Source organism: Leifsonia sp. NPDC014704 (assembly GCF_043083605.1).
Classification (GTDB): domain Bacteria; phylum Actinomycetota; class Actinomycetes; order Actinomycetales; family Microbacteriaceae; genus Leifsonia.
Genome location: NZ_JBIBYW010000001.1, coordinates 190,558 through 209,310 on the forward strand (window position 1 = coordinate 190,558; position 18,753 = coordinate 209,310).

The 18,753-nt window shown below is 70.7% G+C and carries 17 protein-coding genes and 1 tRNA gene; 12 read left to right on the top strand and 6 right to left on the bottom strand.

Annotated elements, in window-relative coordinates; genetic code table 11:
- Nucleotides 1-68: 68 nt before the first annotated feature.
- On the bottom strand, nt 69-572 hold the full coding sequence (locus ACF1AJ_RS00970; RefSeq protein WP_309861403.1) for a MarR family transcriptional regulator: 504 nt from the start codon (nt 570-572) through the stop codon (nt 69-71).
- Nucleotides 573-639: 67 nt separating this feature from the next.
- Here ACF1AJ_RS00970 and ACF1AJ_RS00975 point away from each other — a divergent pair.
- The 3 genes from ACF1AJ_RS00975 to ACF1AJ_RS00985 all read left to right on the top strand — a co-directional run bounded on the left by ACF1AJ_RS00975 (nt 640) and on the right by ACF1AJ_RS00985 (nt 3,162).
- Nucleotides 640-711, top strand: a tRNA-Gln gene (locus ACF1AJ_RS00975).
- Nucleotides 712-741: 30 nt separating this feature from the next.
- A complete protein-coding gene (glmU, locus tag ACF1AJ_RS00980; RefSeq protein ID WP_391505752.1) occupies nt 742-2,184 on the top strand; it encodes a bifunctional UDP-N-acetylglucosamine diphosphorylase/glucosamine-1-phosphate N-acetyltransferase GlmU in 1,443 nt (480 codons plus the stop codon).
- Nucleotides 2,185-3,162 (top strand): ribose-phosphate diphosphokinase, encoded by a 978-nt coding sequence (locus tag ACF1AJ_RS00985; RefSeq protein ID WP_309861397.1) that lies wholly within the window; start codon nt 2,185-2,187, stop codon nt 3,160-3,162.
- On the opposite strand, the gene ACF1AJ_RS00990 is transcribed toward ACF1AJ_RS00985, so the two are convergent.
- Nucleotides 3,119-4,462, bottom strand: coding sequence for a nucleotide disphospho-sugar-binding domain-containing protein (locus ACF1AJ_RS00990; RefSeq protein WP_391505753.1), 1,344 nt, complete (start codon nt 4,460-4,462; stop codon nt 3,119-3,121). The genes ACF1AJ_RS00985 and ACF1AJ_RS00990 overlap by 44 nt on opposite strands.
- 73 nt (nt 4,463-4,535) lie before the next feature.
- Between ACF1AJ_RS00990 and ACF1AJ_RS00995 the strand changes: the two genes are divergently transcribed.
- Nucleotides 4,536-5,201, top strand: coding sequence for a TetR family transcriptional regulator (locus ACF1AJ_RS00995; protein ID WP_391505754.1), 666 nt, complete (start codon nt 4,536-4,538; stop codon nt 5,199-5,201).
- 223 nt (nt 5,202-5,424) lie between these two features.
- Here ACF1AJ_RS00995 and ACF1AJ_RS01000 read toward each other — a convergent pair whose 3' ends face one another.
- From ACF1AJ_RS01000 to ACF1AJ_RS01015, 4 genes are all read right to left on the bottom strand, one after another.
- Entirely contained in the window at nt 5,425-5,775 is a 351-nt protein-coding gene (locus ACF1AJ_RS01000; protein WP_018191620.1) for a hypothetical protein, read from the bottom strand.
- Between the two features lie 108 nt (nt 5,776-5,883).
- Complete coding sequence (gndA, locus tag ACF1AJ_RS01005) at nt 5,884-7,341, bottom strand: NADP-dependent phosphogluconate dehydrogenase (RefSeq protein WP_391505755.1); 1,458 nt, start codon at nt 7,339-7,341, stop codon at nt 5,884-5,886.
- 125 nt (nt 7,342-7,466) lie between these two features.
- On the bottom strand, nt 7,467-8,882 hold the full coding sequence (gene uxaC / locus ACF1AJ_RS01010; protein ID WP_391505756.1) for a glucuronate isomerase: 1,416 nt from the start codon (nt 8,880-8,882) through the stop codon (nt 7,467-7,469).
- Nucleotides 8,879-9,931, bottom strand: coding sequence for a LacI family DNA-binding transcriptional regulator (locus ACF1AJ_RS01015; protein ID WP_391505757.1), 1,053 nt, complete (start codon nt 9,929-9,931; stop codon nt 8,879-8,881). The genes uxaC and ACF1AJ_RS01015 overlap by 4 nt, the downstream gene beginning before the upstream one ends.
- 135 nt (nt 9,932-10,066) lie before the next feature.
- Here ACF1AJ_RS01015 and ACF1AJ_RS01020 point away from each other — a divergent pair, with 135 nt between their 5' ends.
- Genes ACF1AJ_RS01020 through manD form a run of 8 tightly spaced genes read left to right on the top strand, consistent with a single transcriptional unit; the run spans nt 10,067 to nt 18,745 of the window.
- Nucleotides 10,067-11,428: an ABC transporter substrate-binding protein gene (locus tag ACF1AJ_RS01020; protein ID WP_391505758.1), complete on the top strand. Its 1,362-nt coding sequence runs from the start codon at nt 10,067-10,069 to the stop codon at nt 11,426-11,428.
- An 8-nt stretch (nt 11,429-11,436) separates the two neighbouring features.
- Nucleotides 11,437-12,456, top strand: coding sequence for a carbohydrate ABC transporter permease (locus ACF1AJ_RS01025; protein ID WP_391505759.1), 1,020 nt, complete (start codon nt 11,437-11,439; stop codon nt 12,454-12,456).
- On the top strand, nt 12,453-13,325 hold the full coding sequence (locus ACF1AJ_RS01030; protein ID WP_018191614.1) for a carbohydrate ABC transporter permease: 873 nt from the start codon (nt 12,453-12,455) through the stop codon (nt 13,323-13,325). The genes ACF1AJ_RS01025 and ACF1AJ_RS01030 overlap by 4 nt, the downstream gene beginning before the upstream one ends.
- A 27-nt stretch (nt 13,326-13,352) precedes the next feature.
- Complete coding sequence (locus tag ACF1AJ_RS01035; protein ID WP_391505760.1) at nt 13,353-14,198, top strand: sugar phosphate isomerase/epimerase family protein; 846 nt, start codon at nt 13,353-13,355, stop codon at nt 14,196-14,198.
- Complete coding sequence (locus ACF1AJ_RS01040; RefSeq protein ID WP_391505761.1) at nt 14,195-15,340, top strand: Gfo/Idh/MocA family protein; 1,146 nt, start codon at nt 14,195-14,197, stop codon at nt 15,338-15,340. Before ACF1AJ_RS01035 ends, ACF1AJ_RS01040 begins: the two co-directional genes overlap by 4 nt.
- The gene (locus ACF1AJ_RS01045) at nt 15,337-16,200 is read left to right on the top strand and encodes a sugar phosphate isomerase/epimerase family protein (protein WP_391505762.1); all 864 of its coding nucleotides are present in this window, start codon (nt 15,337-15,339) and stop codon (nt 16,198-16,200) included. Before ACF1AJ_RS01040 ends, ACF1AJ_RS01045 begins: the two co-directional genes overlap by 4 nt.
- Complete coding sequence (locus tag ACF1AJ_RS01050) at nt 16,197-17,489, top strand: mannitol dehydrogenase family protein (RefSeq protein WP_391505763.1); 1,293 nt, start codon at nt 16,197-16,199, stop codon at nt 17,487-17,489. Before ACF1AJ_RS01045 ends, ACF1AJ_RS01050 begins: the two co-directional genes overlap by 4 nt.
- Nucleotides 17,486-18,745 carry a D-mannonate dehydratase ManD gene (gene manD / locus ACF1AJ_RS01055; RefSeq protein WP_391505764.1) on the top strand — a complete coding sequence of 420 codons (1,260 nt, stop codon included), beginning with the start codon at nt 17,486-17,488 and terminating at the stop codon, nt 18,743-18,745. The genes ACF1AJ_RS01050 and manD overlap by 4 nt, the downstream gene beginning before the upstream one ends.
- Nucleotides 18,746-18,753: the final 8 nt, after the last annotated feature.

Sequence of the window (18,753 nt, forward strand, 5' to 3'; positions counted from 1 at the left end):
AGAGCGGGATAACAGCATCCTGGGAGCGGATCATGCGGCGGCCGTGAGCGCGGCACTCGCGCACGGCGTCACCCTTCGGTGTCGAACCCGAGGCTGAGCTTGCGGAGCAGCCCGGCGAGGCGCTCGGCGTCGGCGGCCGAGAGACCGTCGAGGAGGTCGGCCTCCGCATCCACCAGGCGGGTGATGGCCGCATCCACCCGGGTGAGGCCCTGCGCGGTCATCTGGACGAGGATGCCGCGGCCGTCGTTCGGGTCGGTTCGGCGCTCGACGAGGCCCCGCGCGACCAGACGGTCGATGCGGTTCGTCATCGTGCCGGACGAGACGAGGGTCTGCTGCAGCAGCGACTTGGGGCTCAGCTGGTACGGCGCTCCCGCGCGGCGGAGGGCCGCCAGCACGTCGAACTCCCACGAGTCGAGGTCGGAGCGTTCGAACGCCCCGCGACGGGCGCGGTCGAGATGGCGGGAGAGCCGGTCGACGCGCGAGAGCACCTGCAACGGGGCGAAGTCGAGGTCCGGGCGCTCCCGCAGCCAGGCGTCCACGATGCGGTCCACCTCGTCGCGTGCGTCGGCCATCCCCCCATGCTATTGGGGGTTCGGGCGGGACGCGTCTGGCAGACTGTCATCTGCGCGAAACGCGCGTTCCGCCTTGGTGTAATGGCAGCACGACAGCCTTTGGAGCTGTGAGGTCCAGGTTCGAGTCCTGGAGGCGGAGCGACCGACCGCCCGACCCCCTGGAGGGACATTGACCGACCAGAATCTCGCCATCGTCGTTCTCGCGGCGGGGCAGGGCACGCGGATGAAGTCCGCCACCCCCAAGCTGCTGCACCCGCTGGGCGGCATCCCGATCGTGTCCCACGTGCTGGCCACTGCGCGCGCGCTCGACGCCGCGCACGTCGTCGCCGTCGTGCGTCACGAGCGCGACCGCCTCGCCGAGGTGATCGAGGCCGACCTCCCCGAGGCCGTCATCGTCGACCAGGACGAGGTGCCCGGCACCGGCCGTGCGGTCGAGCTCGCGGTCGAGGCGCTCCCCGCCGACTTCTCCGGGGATGTGCTGGTCGTGAACGGCGACGTCCCGCTGCTCGACGCGGGCACCCTCCGCGAGCTCATCGAGCGGCACCGTGCGAGCGAGGCGGCTGCGACCATCCTCTCGTCGTTCCCGGCCGACGCGACCGGATACGGCCGTATCGTGCGCACCCCGCAGGGCCACCTCGACCGCATCGTGGAGCACAAGGACGCGAGCGAGGAGGAGCGGGCGATCGGCGAGATCAACGCCGGCATCTACCTGTTCGGGCTCGCGGCCCTCCGCGACAAGCTGGCGCTGGTGTCCACCGACAACGCCCAGGGCGAGAAGTACCTCACCGACGTGATCGGGCTGCTCCGCGAGGCCGGGTTCGACGTGGATGCGCTCCCCGTCGCCGAGTCGTGGCTGGTCGAGGGCATCAACGACCGTGCCCAGCTGAGCGACGCCGCGGCGAAGCTCAACGCGCTGATCGTCCGCACCTGGCAGCTGGCCGGCGTGACCGTCCAGGACCCGGCGACGACGTGGATCGACGTCAAGGCGAAGCTCGCCCCCGACGTGACCGTCCTCCCGGGCACGCAACTCCGCGGCGCTACCGTGATCGAGACCGGCGCCACCGTCGGACCGGACACGACCCTCACCGACACGGAGGTCGGCGAAGGCGCGACCGTCACCCGCACGGACGCGACGCTCGCCGTCATCGGCGCGGGCGCGACGGTCGGCCCGTTCGCGTACCTCCGTCCCGGCACCGTGCTCGGCGCTCGTGGCAAGATCGGCACCTTCACCGAGACCAAGAACGCGGTCATCGGCGAGGGCACCAAGCTCGCGCACTTCAACTACGTCGGCGACGCCGAGGTGGGGGAGAAGGGCAACCTCGGCGCCGGCGTCATCACCGCCAACTACGACGGGGTGAACAAGCACCGCACGGTCATCGGCTCCCATGTCCGGATCAGCACGAACACCGTGCTCGTCGCGCCGGTTAGGATGGGTGACGGAGCGTACACGGGGGCGGGCACGGTCGTCCGCAAGGACGTCCCCGCCGGAGCCCTCGCGATCACTGTCGCTCCTCAACGCAATATCGAAGGCTGGGTCGCGGAGAAGCGACCGGGCACGGACGCCGACAGAGCGGCTCGCGAAAGCGACGCGTCGGAAGAGAGCGGAGCGTAAGTGTCAGGGATCACCGCGACCGGCCAGAAAAGACTCGTCCTCATCTCCGGTCGCGCGCATCCTCAGCTCGCCCAGGAGATCGCCGAATGCCTCGGCAGCGAGCTCATCCCGACCGACGCGCGCACCTTCGCCAACGGCGAGATCTACGCGCGCTTCGACGAGAGCGTCCGCGGGTCGGATGCGTTCGTCATCCAGTCGCACACCTCGCCGATCAACGAGTGGCTCATGGAGCAGCTCATCATGGTGGATGCGCTGAAGCGCGCCTCCGCTAAGCGCATCACCGTCGTCGCTCCCTTCTACCCCTACGCCCGTCAGGACAAGAAGGGCCGCGGACGCGAGCCGATCTCCGCGCGGCTCGTCGCCGACCTGTTCAAGGCGGCAGGCGCTGACCGCATCATGTCCGTCGACCTGCACGCCGCGCAGATCCAGGGCTTCTTCGACGGCCCGGTCGACCACCTGTTCGCCATGCCGGTGCTGCTCGAGCACATGCGCCGCGAGCTCGACCCCTCGACGCTGACCGTCGTGTCGCCCGACATGGGCCGCGTCCGTGTCGCCGACATCTGGAGCGACAAGCTCGGCGCACCGCTCGCGATCATCCACAAGCGCCGCGACCCGCTGGTCCCGAACCAGGTCTCCGTGCACGAGATCGTCGGCGACGTCAACGGTCGCGTCTGCCTGCTCGTCGACGACCTGATCGACACCGGCCGTACGATCGTGAAGGCCGCCGAGGCGCTGAAGGATGCCGGCGCGACCGGTGTCGTCGTCGCCGCGACGCACGCCGTGTTCAGCGACCCGGCGGTCGAGCTGCTGCAGAGCGACGCGATCGACTCGGTCGTCGTGACCGACACCCTCCCGCTGCCCGAGCACAAGCGTTGGGAGGGCCTCACAGTCCTGCCGATCGCGCCGCTGCTGGCCAACGCGATCCGCGAGGTCTTCACCGACGGTTCGGTGACGTCGATGTTCGACGGGGCCGCGTAGCAGCCGCTTCGCGGACGGTGTCGACCACCGCGCGCTCCAGGCCTTCCAACCCGGAGGATGCGCGGATGGCCCGGCCGATCGCCGCGCTGCGCTCCGCGTAGGCGGGGTCGTCGAGTACGGTCCGCACCGCCCCTGCGATCGCCGCGGCTTCCGGGCGGTTGGTCGGCAGCTTCACCCCGACACCCGACCAGGCCACCCGCGCGGAGACCTCGGTCTTGTCCTCCGTGGTGCCGGCGACGACCACGGGGACGCCGTTCTCCATGGCGTAGTGGATGCCGCCGTATCCGCCATTCGTGACGTACACCGCCGTCCGCGGGAGCAGCCGGTCGTACGGCAGGTAGGACGCGACGCGCGCGTTGCGCGGCAGGTCGGCGCCCAGCTCGGACACGGGGCGTCCGCCGGTGCTCGCCACCACCCACACGTCCTGGTCCGCGAGCGCGTGGATGGTGGGCAGGATGAGGTCGTTCAGGTCGCGGTTGGCCACCGTCCCCTGGGTGACGTGGACGACCGGGCGGCCGTCGTCCAGATCGCCCCACCATGCCGGTAGGGATGTGTCGGAGGGCTGCGTGCGGGAGACGGGTCCGACGAAGTGAATGGGCACACGGACGTCTGCGCGCGGGTACTCGAACTCGGGGACGGTGAACTGCACGACGCCGTCCGCGTGCGACGGCCAGTCGAGCACGAAGCCGTTCAGGCCGGTCCCCGCCTCCTGCCCGATGCGCTGCGCGGCCCGCTGGACCGGGGCGAACACGATCTTCTCGGCGATCGCCGTCAGCGCGGCGTTGCGGACACGGCCGAGGGCTCCGGGTCGCGGCGGGACACCGAGCCCGAACGGCGCGGTGTCGCGGCTCTTCACACCGAGCGGGACGATGCCGAGATTGAGCAGTGCCGGGCGGTCCGCGGGCGGGCGGGCTGCGAGCAGGGCGGCTCCGAGGAAGAGGCTCTCGGCGAGCACGACGTCGATGTCCAGCTCGCGGATGACCGCATCCATCGCCGCCAGTTGCGTCCGCGCCGGGCGGAGGAAGATCTCGGTCATGTCCCACCGGATCCCGGCCGGCCCCGTCAGTCCGACGCGGCCGGGGAAGGCGGCGTCGATGTCGGTGTCGTCGTAGTCGGCTTCGGCCGGCAGGCGGAGGACGGACGCGCCTGTCGCCGCGGCGCGCTCGAGGTACCGCTCGCCGGTGAGGAAGTGGACGCGGTGGCCGCGGTCGACCAGAGCGCGGCTGACGGCGAGAAGGGGGATGACGTGTCCGTGCACGGGCGTGCTGCAGAGAAGGATGTCGAGCGGGCGGGCGTTCATGGTCCGGGTCCTCGTTTCGGGTAAAGTCGAATAAACGTCAACAGTATTCACTACACTCGAAAGGTAGTCAATAGTGGCCGGCACGCGTCCGTACCGTTCGACCCTTCGGCAGGAGCACGCGCAGCAGACGCGGCGCCGCATCCTGGAGGCCGCCGCCGAGGTGTTCTCCGCACGCGGCTATGCGAGCGCCTCGCTCGCGGACATCGCGACGGCCGCGGGCGTCTCGGTCGAGAGCGTCAAGGTGCACGGGCCGAAGCGGGCGCTGCTGCTCGCCGCTTTCGAGCTGAGCTTCGGCGGCGAGGCGGGGGAGTCGTCGCTCACCGAGCGTCCCGAGATCGCGGCGATCGCCGCGCTCGACGATCCGCAGGAGATGCTCGACCGGCTCGTTCCCTTCATCGCCGCCGCCAATGCGCGGACAGCGGGCCTCTGGGCGACGTTCACCGCCGCGGCGCGCGACGATGAGGCGGTTCGCACCGCGTACACGGAACTGCTCGGGCGCCGCCATGCCGACTACCTGGCGATGGTGGGTCTCCTGGGCGAGCGCGGGATCGCCTCCATCTCGGCCCAGTCGCCGGCCGCGCGCCGTGAGCTCGCCGACGCGCTCTCGTTCGTCATGTCGCCCGAAGGCCACCAGCAACTCGTCGGCGAGAGCGGATGGACCTTCGAGCGCTACTCGGCCTGGGTGCTCGCGACCGTGCGCACGCTCATCGCGGAAGCCGGTGCGGCGTCGACGGGATGAGTCCCAGCCGTCACGGCGCCTACGGAGGACATTCCGCCGTGCCGCGCCGAGCCATCCTCCGTTTTGCGCCTTTCGGGGTGGCCACTACTGCATCCACCTCCCTTTCTTCACCGCCTCGCTTTGAGCCGCGAACGGAGGAGATCTACGTGTCGGCCCCGGCGTGCCGCCACGAACGGAGGACGTGGCGGTCGACCGCAGCCGGGAACGCCTCCGTTCGCGAGGCCTACGGAAGCCGGTGCGGCGTCGACGGGATCAGGCCCAGCGGCGCCACCCACGTCGCGTCGCCCTCGGTGTTGAGCGCGTAGCACTGCCATCCCGGCCCGACCGGCCCGGCGAGTTCGAAGCGCGCGGACGAGCCCTGCGCCTCGGGCTGGTAGTGCTGCGCGTACACGGAGCAGGTGTAGTCGGCGGTCTGCGTCTGGATGCTGATCGTCAGCAGGATGCCGGGCAGCAGCAGCGCGCTCAGCGCGACGACGACGAAGACCCGGCTGGCGACCGTCATCGTCCGCCCGCGGAGCGGTCGCTCCCCGAGCGGCTCGTACTCCGCGAGCTCCGGATGGTCGTCGTACGTCACCCTCCCATCCTCCCTCTCCACCGCCGTCGAGTACACAAAAATTGCCCGCCGATCGCGCGATCAGCGTGCAATTTTTGTGGACTCGACGGGGGCCGAGGCCCGAGACGGTCAGTGGGTGGAGGGCTCGGTCTCGATTTCGGTGCGGTCGCCGGACCAGAGGGTGTGGAAGACGCCGTCCTTGTCGACGCGCTTGTAGGTGTGCGCGCCGAAGAAGTCGCGCTGGCCCTGCACGAGCGCGGCGGGGAGGCGCTTCGAGGCGAGCGAGTCGTAGTACGACAGCGCCGAGCCGAAGCCCGGGACCGGCACCCCCGAGAGAGCCGCCGTCGCGACGATCCGGCGCCAGGCGTCCTCGCCCTCGCGGACCGCGTCGGCGAAGTACGGCGCCTCGAGCAGCGTCGCGATGTTCGGGTTCTCGTCGTACGCGTCCGCGATGCGGTTGAGGAACTGAGCGCGGATGATGCAGCCGCCGCGCCAGATCTTGGCGATCTTGTCCTTGTGGATGTCCCACCCGTACTTCTCGGCGCCGGCGATGATCGCGTCGAAGCCCTGCGCGTAGGCGACGACCTTCGAGGCGTACAGCGCCTTCGAGACGTCGTCGGCGAACGCCTGCACGTCCTCGGCCTTCTGCACGTCGGGCCGGGACTGGATGGTCGCCTGCACGGCCGCGCGCTGCTGCGGCTTCGACGAGACGGCGCGGGCGAACACGGCCTCCGCGATGCCGCCGACAGGCACGCCCAGGTCGAGCGCGTTCTGCACGGTCCAGACGCCGGTGCCCTTGGAGCCGGCCTGGTCGAGCACGATATCGATGAACGGCTTGCCGGTCTCCGCATCCACCTGGCGCAGCACCTCGGCGGTGATCTCGATCAGATACGACTCGAGGTAGCCGTTGTTCCACTCGGCGAACACGTCCGCGATCTCCGCCGGCGACAGGCCGCCGATCGTGCGCAGCAGGTCGTAGGCTTCGGCGATCAGCTGCATGTCGGCGTACTCGATACCGTTGTGGATCATCTTCACGAAGTGCCCGGCGCCGTCGGTGCCGACGTGGGTCACGCACGGCTCACCCTCGGCCACCGCGGCGATCGACTCCAGGATGGGTCCCAGCGTCTTGTACGACTCCACCGAACCGCCCGGCATGATCGACGGGCCGTTCAGTGCACCTTCCTCGCCGCCGGAGATGCCGGCGCCGACGAAGTGGATGCCCGTCGGCGCGATGCGCTTCTCGCGCTCGATGGTGTCGTGGAAGTTGGCGTTGCCGCCGTCGACGATGATGTCGCCCGGCTCGAACCGCTCCACCAGCTGGTCGATCACGGCGTCGGTGCCCGTGCCGGCCTGCACCATGATGATCGCGGTGCGCGGCTTCGACAGCGACGCGACGAAGTCGTCGATCTCCTCCGAGCCGACGAAGCCGGCCTCGGGGTGCGCGTTCATCAGGTCTTCCGTCCGCGTGTAGGTGCGGTTGTAGATGGCGACGGTGTTGCCCTCGCGCGAGGCGAGGTTGCGGGCCAGGTTCGACCCCATCACCGCCAAGCCGACGACGCCGATGTTCGCGGTTGCTTCCTGTGACACGTAGTGCTCCTTCGTGTAGCCGCGACGGACGGAGGCCGTCCGCCACGACGGGGATGTAGTCGGGGGTCAGCTCTCCCGCTGGTGGCAAGAATCGAGCAGTCCCACAAGCGTAGCGCGACGCCCGGTCAGCCGAGTCGGAACGTGGTGCGCGGGATGTCGTCGACCAGCCGCCGGGCGAGGACGAACGCGTCCTCCTCGCCCAGGCGGTGCTCGGCGACCAGCGCGGCAAGATAAGACGCATCCACCCGGCGGGACATGTCGTGCCGTGCCGGGATGGAGCAGAAGGCACGCGTGTCGTCGATGAACCCGCTGGTCTTGGTGAACCCGGCGCTGTCGGTGACCGCCCGGCGGTAGCGGAGGATGGCGTCCGCGGTGTCGATGAACCACCACGGCGCTCCCGCGTAGACAGACGGGTAGAAGCCCGCCAGCGGCCCGATCTCGCGCGAGAAGGTCGTCTCGTCGACAGTGAACAGCACGAGCCGGAAGACGGCATGAGTCCCGAAGTCGCGCAGAATGGGCGTGAGCGGCTGCGTGAACGACCCGACGGCGGGCAGGTCGTGACCGGTGTCCGGGCCGTAGGCGTCGAACGTGGGCCGGTGGTGGTTGCGAAGGACGCCCGGGTGCAGCTGCATCACGAGCCCGTCCTCGGCGGAGAGCTCCGCGAGCCGGTAGAGCAGGTTGCGGCGGTAGGCGACGGCTTCCCCCGAGGTGAGGGTGCCGTCGAGGGCGGCCCGGTGGATGCGGGACGCCTCGGCCTCGTCGAGGGGATCGCTCCCCGCGTCGATCACGCCGGTGTCGGTCGCCGTTCCGCCCGCCTCGATGAACGCCTGGCGACGGCGCCGCAGCGCCTCCAGCAGCCCGGTGTACGTGGCGGTGTCGACGTCGGCGACGGCGCCCAGGCGCTCCAGCCGACCGGCCCATCCCGGTTCGTCGGGGTGCATGTAGCGGTCCGCGCGGAAGGTGGGGATGACGCGGCCGCCGAACGTCGGGTCGGCGGTTAGCCGGGCGTGTGCAGCCAGGTCGTCGGCGGGGTCGTCGGTGGTCGCGAGGACCTCGATATTGAAGCGCTCGAACAGCGCCCTGGGCCGGAACGCGGGGTCGGCGAGCGTCGCGCTCAACTGGTCGTACAGCGCGTCGGCGGTCATTGCGGACGGCTGCTCGGTGAGGCCGAAGACCTCGCTGAACTCCGTCTCGAACCAGAGCCGCACGGGCGTGCCCAGGAAGGCGTCCCAGTGCTCGCAGAGCCGCCGCCAGATCGAGCGTCCATCGGCCGTCGACGGACGGCCGTCGCGCGCGAGCCCCAGGTCGTCGAGCGGCACGCCGACCGCGTGCAGCATCCGCGTCACGTAGTGGTCGGGCGAGATGAGGAGGGCCGCCGGGTCGGGAAAGGGCTCGTCGTCGGCCAGCATGCGCGCATCCACGTGTCCGTGCGGCGAGAGGATCGGCGCCGTGGCCACCTCCGCGTGCAGACGCCGGGCGAGGTCGCGCACACCGGGGTCGGCGGGGAACAGGCGGTCGGGATGTGGCGCAAGGGCGGTCATGCGGTCGATGCTCCGTTCGTGGTCGGTGCGTTCCGGGGTGCCGGTCCGGTGGAGTCGCGGACAGTCAGGTGCGTGGGGAGGGTGACGGCCTGCCGCGTGACGGGAGAAGGGCCGCCGTCGAGCCGGGACAGCAGCATGGCGACAGCAGTGCGCCCCGCCTGCTCGATCGGCGCGGTGAGGGTCGTCAGCGGCGGGTTGCAGAAGTCGGCGCCGAAGATGTCGTCGCAGCCGACGATGCTGAGGTCTTCGGGGATGCGGACGCCGCGCTCGCGGAAGCGCGGAAGCATCCCGATCGCCAGTAGGTCGTTGAAGGCGATGCACGCGGTGACACCTGCGTGCAGGACCGCGTCTGCCGCCGCTGCTCCGGCGTACTGTCGCGGCGCGAACGGCCCGATGCGGACCGCCTCGACCCCGTAGCGTTCGGCCGCGCGGACGAGCGCCCGCCAGCGGCCCTCGTTCGGCCAGGACGTCGCCGGGCCGGCGGCGTACGCGATGCGGCGGTGGCCGAGGGAGACGAGGTGGCCGACGGCTTGCTCGATCGCGCTGGGCGTGTCGATGAAGACGCTCGGCACGCCGCGCGTCTGCCGGTTCACGGCGACGAGCGGGATCTCCTTGGCGAGGGCCGTGAGCCGCCGGTCGGTGAGACGGGAGGCGGCGAGGATGGCGCCGTCGAACGAGCAGCGGAGCTTGTGCAGTGTGCCGTCCTCCAGCTCGTCCGACTCCTCGGTGTCGACCAGGAGCTGCGTGTAGCCGGCGGCCTTCAGCTGGTGCTGGGTGCCCCGGATGATGCCGAAGTAGAACGGGTTCGTCACGTCCGAGACGAGCACGGCGATGGCGCGGGTCCGTCCGCTCGTCAGCGCCCGCGCCTGCGAGTTCGGCACGTAGTTGAGCTCCCGGGCGGCGCGCTCGATCCGCTCCCGGGTGAGGGCGTTCACGCGGCCCGGGTTGGAGAGCGCGCGCGACACCGTGGAGGTGGCGACTCCGCTGAGCGCGGCCACGTCCGCCAGGGTCGCGGGGCGGTCGTTCCCCGCACCGGTGAGAGGGCTCATGCGGATATCAGAGCACACGATGGCAAATTGTGGCAATCGCTTGCAGTTCAATTTGCCGCGCTTCTAGAGTCGCAGCCAACCTGCCCGGCCCACCGGGTCGAGGTCACACGATCCCTGCTCAAAGGAGAGTCACGAATGAGATCACGTCTTGCGCTCGGCGCGGTGGCGGCCCTCGCGGCCGCAACGCTCGCCCTCACCGGATGCTCCGGCTCCGGCTCCACGTCCTCGTCCTCCGCGGGCGGGAAGATCGACGGAACGGGGAAGACCCTCGACGTCATGATCGCCGCCAACACGCTGTATCCGACGGAGCAGCAGAAATGGTTCTCCGACGTCTCCGCCCAGTTCCAGAAGGAGACGGGGGCGACCGTGAAGTTCGAGACGTTCGCGTCGGCGAACGACGAGCTCACCAAGATCCAGACCTCGGTGTTGAGCGGTCAGGGCCCGGACATCTACGACCTGGGCACCACGTTCACCCCGACCGCCTACTCGACCGGCGCGTTCGTGAAGCTCACGAAGGACGACTGGGAGAAGATCGGAGGCCGCGACCGCTTCGTGCCGGCGACCCTCGGCATCTCCGGCCCGAGCGAGTCCGACGAGGTCGGCATCCCCTTCCTCAGCCGCCCGTTCGTGATGGCGTACAACAAGGATCTGCTGAAGGCGGCGGGCATCGACAAGCCGGCCGACACCTGGGACGGCCTGGCCGAGCAGGCGAAGAAGCTGACCAGCGGCGACGTGCACGGCATGGCCGTCGCCTACGCGGACAGCTTCGACCCGTGGAAGTTCGTCTGGGCGATGTCGATGCAGCAGGGCAACACCATCCTCGACCTGAAGACGAAGAAGGCGACCATCGATGACGCTGCCGTGAAGAAGGCGTACCAGACGTACTTCGGCTGGTTGACCGAGGACAAGGTCGTCGACCCTGCCGCGATCGGGTGGAAGAACGCGCAGGCCGTCGCCGCCTTCGCCTCGGGCAAGGCGGCGTTCCTGCCGATGGTCTCTTCGTCGTCGCAGGTCTCGCTCGACAAGTCGGGTGTCGCGGGCAAGTACGCCTATGCCGTCATGCCGACCGTCCCGCCCGGCGCGTCGAAGCTGCCCGGTGACGGCAAGGCTGCCGCCACGATCATCTCGGGCGACAACATGGTCGTCGCCAAGTACTCGAAGAACCAGGACCTCGCGTTCGCGCTGATCAAGATGCTGACCAGCGAGGAGAACCAAGTGGCATACACGAAGACGTTCGGCGACCTGCCGACGAACGCCGCGGCGGCGAAGAAGATCGAGGAGGGGAACGAACTCCTCGGCCCGATCCTCGACGCCGGGACGAAGGCGTACGGCACGCCGTTCTCCGGCGCCTGGGGCGACACCCAGCTGGCCCTGGTCAACGTGGTGGTGCAGTCCATCCCGGCCCTGTCGTCGGGAGGCGTCTCGTCGTCCGACCTGCAGTCGCGGCTCAAGGCCGCGCAGGCGACCGCGCAAGCCGCGCTGAGCAAGGCGAAGTAGTAAGACCGATGTCTAATCCCACCATCGCCGCGCCCCAGGGCCCGGCACCGGCCGACGGCTCGCCCGCGGGACGCGCTCCCGCGGGCGGCCCGGGCCGCGCGGGCGCCCCAGGCCGACGCACGCCCCGCAGCGCGCGACGCCGCGGCCTCGAACGACGCAACCGACCGCTCTGGATGCTGCTCCCCGGCGGCATCCTCATGCTCGTCATCATCGTCGTCCCGCTGATCGTGGCCGTCGTCATGTCGACGCTCGACCTCGACCAGTACACGCTGCAGAGCTGGCTTCAGGCGCCGTTCCTCGGGTTCGGCAATTACGTCGAGGCCGTCACCGCGTCGCCGCTGCTCCGCTCGATCGGGATCAGCGTCTCGTTCGCGGTCATCGCCGCGGTCGTCACGCTCCCGATCGGGCTCTCGGCGGCGCTCGCCACGCAGAACCGATTCCGTGGCCGCGCGCTGGTGCGCTCGCTGTTCCTCATCCCGTACGTGCTCCCCGCATTCGTCGTCGGCACGCTGTGGCGGACGATGCTGCAGCCGGGCGGCGTGGTGGACAGCATGCTCGGCGCGGTCGGCGCGCATCCCGGGCTCTGGCTGAACGGCCCGTTGAGCTACTGGTCGCTGATCATCGTGCAGCTGTGGACGTCGTGGCCCTTCTTCTACCTGCTGGTCGTCGCCGGCCTCCAGAGCGTCGACCCCGAGGTGCACGAGGCTGCGGCGATCGACGGCGCGACCTGGTGGATCAAGCTCCGCTACGTGATCCTGCCCTACCTGCGGGGATCCATCCTGCTGGCGCTGATCATCGCGTTCCTGCACAACATCAACGCCTTCACGCTGCCGTTCGTGCTGTTCGGCATCCCGGCGCCGCAGGACGTCGACGTGCTGCCCGTGCTCACCTACACGACCAGCTTCCAGAGCTTCCGGTTCGGGCTGAGCGCGGCGATGGCGATCTGCTCGCTCGTGCTGATCGCCATCCCGCTGTTCGTCTACCTGCGGGCCGTGCGGCTCGACTCCGGAGAGGAGGCGCAGCGATGACGGCCGTCACCTCCAGCGCCGACGTCCACCGCCTGCTCCCGCGCTGGCTCATCGTCACGATCATCACCGTGCTGCTCGTGATCGTGCTCGGCCCTGTGCTGTACATGCTGTTCGCCTCCGTCAATTCGGATGTTTCGGTCGCGTCGGGTGCGTTCCTCCCGACCGAGCTGCACCTCGACAACTACCTGAAGGTGTGGACGACCGTCGACCTCGGCACCGGGCTCGCCAACAGCGTGCTCATCTGCGGCGCGGTGGCGATCGTGTGCGCGTTCCTCGCGGTGGCGACGGCGTACGTGCTCGTGCGGTACGAATTCCGCGGGCGGCTGTCGTTCCTGCGGGCGCTGCTCGGGCTGCAGTCGATCCCGGGCACGCTGATGCTGCTGCCCGTGTTCGTGCTGTTCTCGTCCACCGCGTCGCTGCTCGGTGTGCAGATCATCGGGACGCGCTGGGCGGTGTTCATCACCTATCTCACGTTCGCCCTGCCGTTCTCGACCTGGGTGATGGTGACCTACCTGCGCGGCCTGCCGAAGGCGCTGGAGGAGGCGGCCAGGATCGACGGCGCGTCGTCGTGGCGCATCCTCACGGGCATCGTCGTCCCGCTCAGCTGGCCGGGCATCGTCGTCTCGGGCATCTTCGCCTTCCTGCTCGGCTGGAACGATGTGCTGTTCGCCTCGGTGCTGACGAACCCCGAGACGCGCACGGCCGCGGTGGCCCTGCAGGTGTTCGGCGCGACGCAGGAGGGCGGCGCCGTGCCGCTGTACGGCCAGATGATGGCCGCATCCCTGATCTGCGCACTGCCGGTGGTGGTGCTGTACCTCGTCTTCCAGCGGTACCTGGTGGGCGGATTGACATCCGGAGGAGTGAAGTGACCAGTGAATGAAGTGACCAGTGGAGAAATGACCGCACCCGTGAGCTGGACCCTGTCGGGGTTCGGCGACGAGATCGACGCGGACCCCGTCGTGCAGGCGGCTGTGCTGCAAGCGCTCGGCGCAAGCTTCATCGAGGTGCGGAGCGCCTGGGGCGTCAACATCGTCGACCTCGACGCGGCGCAGCTCGACCGGCTCGCCGCCGTGTTCGAGGAGCGCGGGATGGGCGTCTCGGCCATCGCCTCGCCGGTCGGCAAAGTGGATGTCGCGCTGCCGGTGGAGCACGAAGTGGAGCGTCTCGGCCGCGCGATCGCCGCGGCAGAACGGCTGGGCGCGCGCTACATCCGGCTGTTCTCGTTCTTCCGCGCGGACGGCGTCCCGGTGGAGAGCATCCGCGACGACGTGATGGTGCGGATGCGCGCCCTCGCCGACCTCGCCGAGGCGGCCGGCGTGATCCTGCTGCACGAGAACGAGAAGGACATCTACGGCGACACCCCGGAGCGCTGCCTCGACATCGTCGAGACCGTCGGCTCCCCGTCCCTCCGCCTGGCCTGGGACAGCGCGAACTTCGTGCAGGTCGGTGTCGCGCATCCCTTCGACGACGGGTACGCGCTGCTGCGCCCGCACCTGGAGTACCTGCAGGTGAAGGACGCGCTGTCCGCCACCGGCGAGGTCACCCCGGCCGGGGAGGGCGACGGCCAGGTGATCGAGACCCTGACCGCGCTGCGTGACGACGGTTACACGGGCTTCGCCTCCCTCGAACCACACCTCACCGACGTGAACGCGCTCGGCGGCTTCTCCGGGCCGGCGGCCTTCGGACGGGCCGGGCGCGCGTTCCGCCTCCTCACCGACCGGATCGGAGTGACCCTCGTATGACAAACCCCGCCACCACCGCACCTGCGTCGCCCTTGCGCGTCGCCATCGTCGGGTGCGGCATCATCGGCCTCAACCACGCCCGCGCGATCCTGCGGCATCCGCGCCTCGCGATCACCGCCCTGGTGGATGCGGTGCCCGCGGCCGCGCGCACGCTCGCCGACACCGTCGTGGCGGAATCCGGTGCCGACCGCCCGGCCGAGTTCACGACGCTGACCGCGGCGCTCGCCGCCGCCCCGATCGACGTCGTCATCATCTGCACGCCGAGCGGCCTGCACGTCGCGGTGGCACGCGAGGCTCTCGCCGCGGGCACGCACGTGGTCATCGAGAAGCCGCTCGACACGGAGATGGGACGGGCGCGCGAGATCCTCGAGCTCTCCCGCGCCGCCGAGCGCGACGGTCTCGTCGTCTCGGTGATCAGTCAGCACCGCTTCGACCCGGCCTCGCGGGCGATCGCGCATGCCGCGCACACGGGCCGGTTCGGTCGCGTCACGAGCGGGGTCGCGTCGGTGGCCTGGTGGCGCAGCCAGGAGTACTACGACTCCGGGCAGTGGCGCGGCACCTGGGAGCTGGACGGGGGAGGCGCCGTGATGAACCAGGGCGTCCACACCGTCGACCTGCTGGTGTGGTTCCTCGGCCGTCCGGTCGAGATCACGGCGCACACCGCCCTGCTCGCCCACGAGCGGGTCGAGGTGGAGGACATCGCCGTCGCGACCATCCGCTTCGAGTCCGGCGCGCTCGCCGTGCTGCATGCGACCACCGCGGCGTTCCCCGGGCTGGCCGTGCGCATCCAGGTGCACGGGGACCGCGGATCGGCGATCGTGCACGACGACCAGCTGGAGACGTTCTTCGCCGACGGCGACACCGCCGAGCGCGCCGCCGATGTCGTTCCCGCGGCCGAGTTGCGCGGCGGCGACCGCGGGCCGGACGCCTTCGTCATCGGGCACCTGCGGCAGTACGACGACATCGTCGACGCCATCGACGGCCGGCGTGCTCCGGGCGTCCGGGTGGAGGACGCGTTCGAGTCTCTCTGCGTCGTCCGCGCCGTCTACCTGTCCGCCACCCTCGGCCGGCCGGTCCGATTCGACGAGGTGCTCGCGGGCGAGCTCGACGATGTCGTGGTCACGACGGGGGTGCCGGCATGAGGTTCTCCGTCTTCACCGCATCCACCCCGGAATGGACTCCCGAAGAGGCCGCGCAGTACCTCGCCGAGCAGGGCTGGGACGGCATCGAGTGGCGGATCACCGACCAGCAGGAGGCCGACGAGCCGGGATTCTGGGCCGGCAACCGCGCGACCTGGCCGCTGACCGGGCTCGAGGAGCGGCTGGACGACATCGCCCGGGTCACCCGCGAGTCGGGTCTCGAATTCTCGGGCATCGGCGGCTACGCCCGCTGCGACCAGCACGACGACGTCGAGCGGATGCTCGCCGCGACCGCGCGACTCGGCGCCCGCCAGGTGCGCGTCACCATGCCGCGGACCGATTCGGGGGACTACCGCGCCCTGTTCGCCGCCGCCCGCCGCGACATCGCGTGGGCCGCCGAGCGTGCCGCGCACCACGGCGTGAAAGCGCTGGTTGAGCTCCACCATGAGACGATCACGCCGTCCGCCTCCGCAGCGTTCCGCCTGCTCGACGGGCTCGACCCCGAACACGTCGGCGTCATCCACGACCTCGGCAACCTCGTCATCGAGGGGCGCGAGGAGACACTGGCGTCGCTCCAGCTGCTCGGCCCGTACCTGGCGCACGTGCACGTGAAGAACGCCGCGTGGGTGCCGGGGGAGCCGGAGACCGACGGCACCGTCCGCTGGAACCACGAGTGGGCGCCGCTCCGCACCGGCACCGGCGACGTGGATGCGTACTTCCGGGCGCTGCACGCTTTCGGGTACGACGGCTGGGTCACGTGCGAAGACTTTTCGACCGCGGTTCCGCTCGCGGAGCGCACCCGCGACGATCTCGCGTACCTGCGCGCTGTCGACGCGCGGACCCGGCCGACGGCGGCCGCGTGACGCCCCCGCCGCGGTCCGCCCGCCACCCCGTCCGGGTCGCCCACCTCGGCCTGGGCGCCTTCCACCGCGGCCACCAGGCCTGGTACACGCAGGCCGCCGACGACGCGGGCGGCTCCTGGGGCATCGCCGCCTTCACCGGGCGCAGCCCCGAGGCGGCCCGCGTGCTGGCCGCCCAGGACGCGGTCTACACACTCGTCGAACGCGGAGCGGACGGCGACGCGGCCCGGGCGGTGGATGCGCTCAGCCGCGTCCACGACGGCGCCGACCGCGACGCGTGGCGGGCGACCATCGCCGACCCCGACGTCGCGGTGCTCACGCTCACCGTCACCGAGGCGGGGTACCGGCCGGGCTCCGGCGCTCCGGCCCGGGTGCTCGACGGCCTCGCCGCGCGCTCGGCGGCCGGCGCAGGCGGCATCGCGGTCGTCAGCTGCGACAACCTCGCGCGCAACGGCGAGGTGCTCCGGGATGCCGTGCTCGCGCTCGCCGCGCCCGATGCGGAACTCGCCGACTGGATCCGCGCCGACGTGTCCTTCGTCTCGACCATGGTGGACCGGATCACCCCGGCCACCACCGAGGCCGACCGGGCGGAGGTGCGTCGGCTCACCGGCTGGGACGACGCGGCGCCCGTCGTCACCGAGCCGTTCACGGAGTGGGTGCTCGCCGGAGCGTTCCCCGCGGGACGGCCGGACTGGGAGGCCGGGGGAGCCCGCTTCGTCGCCGACATCGAGCCGTTCGAGCGCCGCAAGCTGTGGCTGCTCAACGCCGGGCACTCCCTTCTGGCGTACCAGGGGCTGCTGCGCGGTCGCGCGACCGTCGCAGAGGCCGTCGGCGACCCTGGGCTGCGCGACGAGCTGGAGCTGCTCTGGTCGGAGCAGCGCACCGAGCTCCCGTTCGACGACGCCGTCGTGGACGAGGCGCTCGCCGCTCTGCGCGACCGGTTCGCCAACGGACGCATCGAGCACCGGCTCGCCCAGATCGGGGCGGACGGCTCGCAGAAGCTCGGTCCCCGCATCCTCGATCCGCTGCGCGCCCGGCTCACGGCCGGACGCCCGCCCGGCACTGCGCAGGCGGGCGTGCTCGCGGCGTGGGCCCTGCACCTCGTCCAGGAGGCCGGCGACCTGCGCGACGCGGGAGCCGCCGACCTGGCCCCGCGGCTCCGCGAGGCACGGACCGACGCCGACCGTGCCGTCCTCATCCTCGACGCCCTCGCCCCCGACCTCACCGAACGCACCGACCTGGTCGGCCTCATCGCCGACCGCATCGCATCCCTGCAAGGAGCCCCCGCATGAGAATCATCTCCGCCGACGTCCTCGTCGCCAGCCCCGGCCGCAACTTCGTCACGCTCCGCATCACGACCGACGACGGCACGGTCGGGCTCGGCGACGCCACCCTCAACGGCCGCGAGCTCGCCGTCGCCGCCTACCTGAGCGAGCACGTCGTCCCGTTGCTGATCGGACGTGACGCGCACCAGATCGAGGACACCTGGCAGTACCTGTACCGCGGCGCGTACTGGCGGCGCGGCCCGGTGACGATGGCGTCGATCGCCGCGGTCGACACCGCGCTGTGGGACATCAAGGCCAAGGTCGCCGGGCTGCCGCTCTACCAGCTGCTCGGCGGCCGCAGCCGGACGGGATGCCTCACCTACGGTCACGCGTCCGGCGCGGAGCTGCCCGAACTGTTCGACTCGGTGCGCGCCCACCTGGAGCAGGGCTACCGCGCCATCCGCATCCAGACCGGGGTGCCCGGCCTCGGATCCGTCTACGGCGTCGCGTCCTCACCGAACGCGATCGCCGGAGCGGACCCCCACGCGGGCGGCAGCACCGCGCGCTACGACCACGAGCCGGCCCGCCGCAGCGCCGTCCCCGTCGAGGAGCAGTGGGACACGCGCGCGTACCTGCGCCACATCCCGGGCGTCTTCGAGGCGGTGCGGAACGAGTTCGGGCCCGAGCTGCCGCTGCTGCACGACGCGCACCACCGGCTCACGCCCATCCAGGCCGCAAAGCTCGGCAAGTCGCTGGAGCCGTACGACCTGTTCTGGCTCGAGGATGTGACCCCCGCCGAGAACCAGGCGGTGCTGCGGCGCGTGCGCGAGCACACCACGACGCCGCTCGCGATCGGCGAGGTCTTCAACACGATCTGGGACTACCGGGAGCTGTTCGAGGAGCAGCTGATCGACTACGTGCGGAGCCCCGTCACGCACGCGGGTGGCATCACCGGCCTCCGCCGCATCTTCGACTACGCGGCGGTGTACCAGATCAAGTCGGGCGTGCACGGACCGACCGACGTCTCGCCCGTCGGACTGGCCGCGGCCATCCACCTCGGCGTCGCCATTCCGAACTTCGGCATCCAGGAGTACATGAAGCACAGTCCGGAGACGGACGAGCTGTTCCGGCCCGGCTACCGGTTCGAGGACGGCCTGCTCGTGCCGGGCGAGGAGCCGGGGCTCGGCGTCGACTACGACGAGGTGCTCGCGGAGTCCTTCCCGTACCAGGCGGCATACTTGCCGGTGAACCGTCTGCTCGACGGCTCGATGCACGACTGGTGACCGGGGAC

What these genes read in the sequence shown, in the direction of transcription:
- uxaC (WP_391505756.1), bottom strand. Translation starts at nt 8,882, where the DNA reads ATGACCGCCCTTGCGCCACATCCCGACCGCCTGTTCCCCGCCGACCCC.
- ACF1AJ_RS01025 (WP_391505759.1), top strand. Translation starts at nt 11,437, where the DNA reads ATGTCTAATCCCACCATCGCCGCGCCCCAGGGCCCGGCACCGGCCGAC.
- ACF1AJ_RS01040 (WP_391505761.1), top strand. Translation starts at nt 14,195, where the DNA reads ATGACAAACCCCGCCACCACCGCACCTGCGTCGCCCTTGCGCGTCGCC.
- ACF1AJ_RS01015 (WP_391505757.1), bottom strand. Translation starts at nt 9,931, where the DNA reads ATGAGCCCTCTCACCGGTGCGGGGAACGACCGCCCCGCGACCCTGGCG.
- ACF1AJ_RS01045 (WP_391505762.1), top strand. Translation starts at nt 15,337, where the DNA reads ATGAGGTTCTCCGTCTTCACCGCATCCACCCCGGAATGGACTCCCGAA.
- ACF1AJ_RS01030 (WP_018191614.1), top strand. Translation starts at nt 12,453, where the DNA reads ATGACGGCCGTCACCTCCAGCGCCGACGTCCACCGCCTGCTCCCGCGC.
- ACF1AJ_RS01020 (WP_391505758.1), top strand. Translation starts at nt 10,067, where the DNA reads ATGAGATCACGTCTTGCGCTCGGCGCGGTGGCGGCCCTCGCGGCCGCA.
- ACF1AJ_RS00990 (WP_391505753.1), bottom strand. Translation starts at nt 4,462, where the DNA reads ATGAACGCCCGCCCGCTCGACATCCTTCTCTGCAGCACGCCCGTGCAC.
- ACF1AJ_RS01035 (WP_391505760.1), top strand. Translation starts at nt 13,353, where the DNA reads ATGACCGCACCCGTGAGCTGGACCCTGTCGGGGTTCGGCGACGAGATC.
- manD (WP_391505764.1), top strand. Translation starts at nt 17,486, where the DNA reads ATGAGAATCATCTCCGCCGACGTCCTCGTCGCCAGCCCCGGCCGCAAC.
- ACF1AJ_RS00970 (WP_309861403.1), bottom strand. Translation starts at nt 572, where the DNA reads ATGGCCGACGCACGCGACGAGGTGGACCGCATCGTGGACGCCTGGCTG.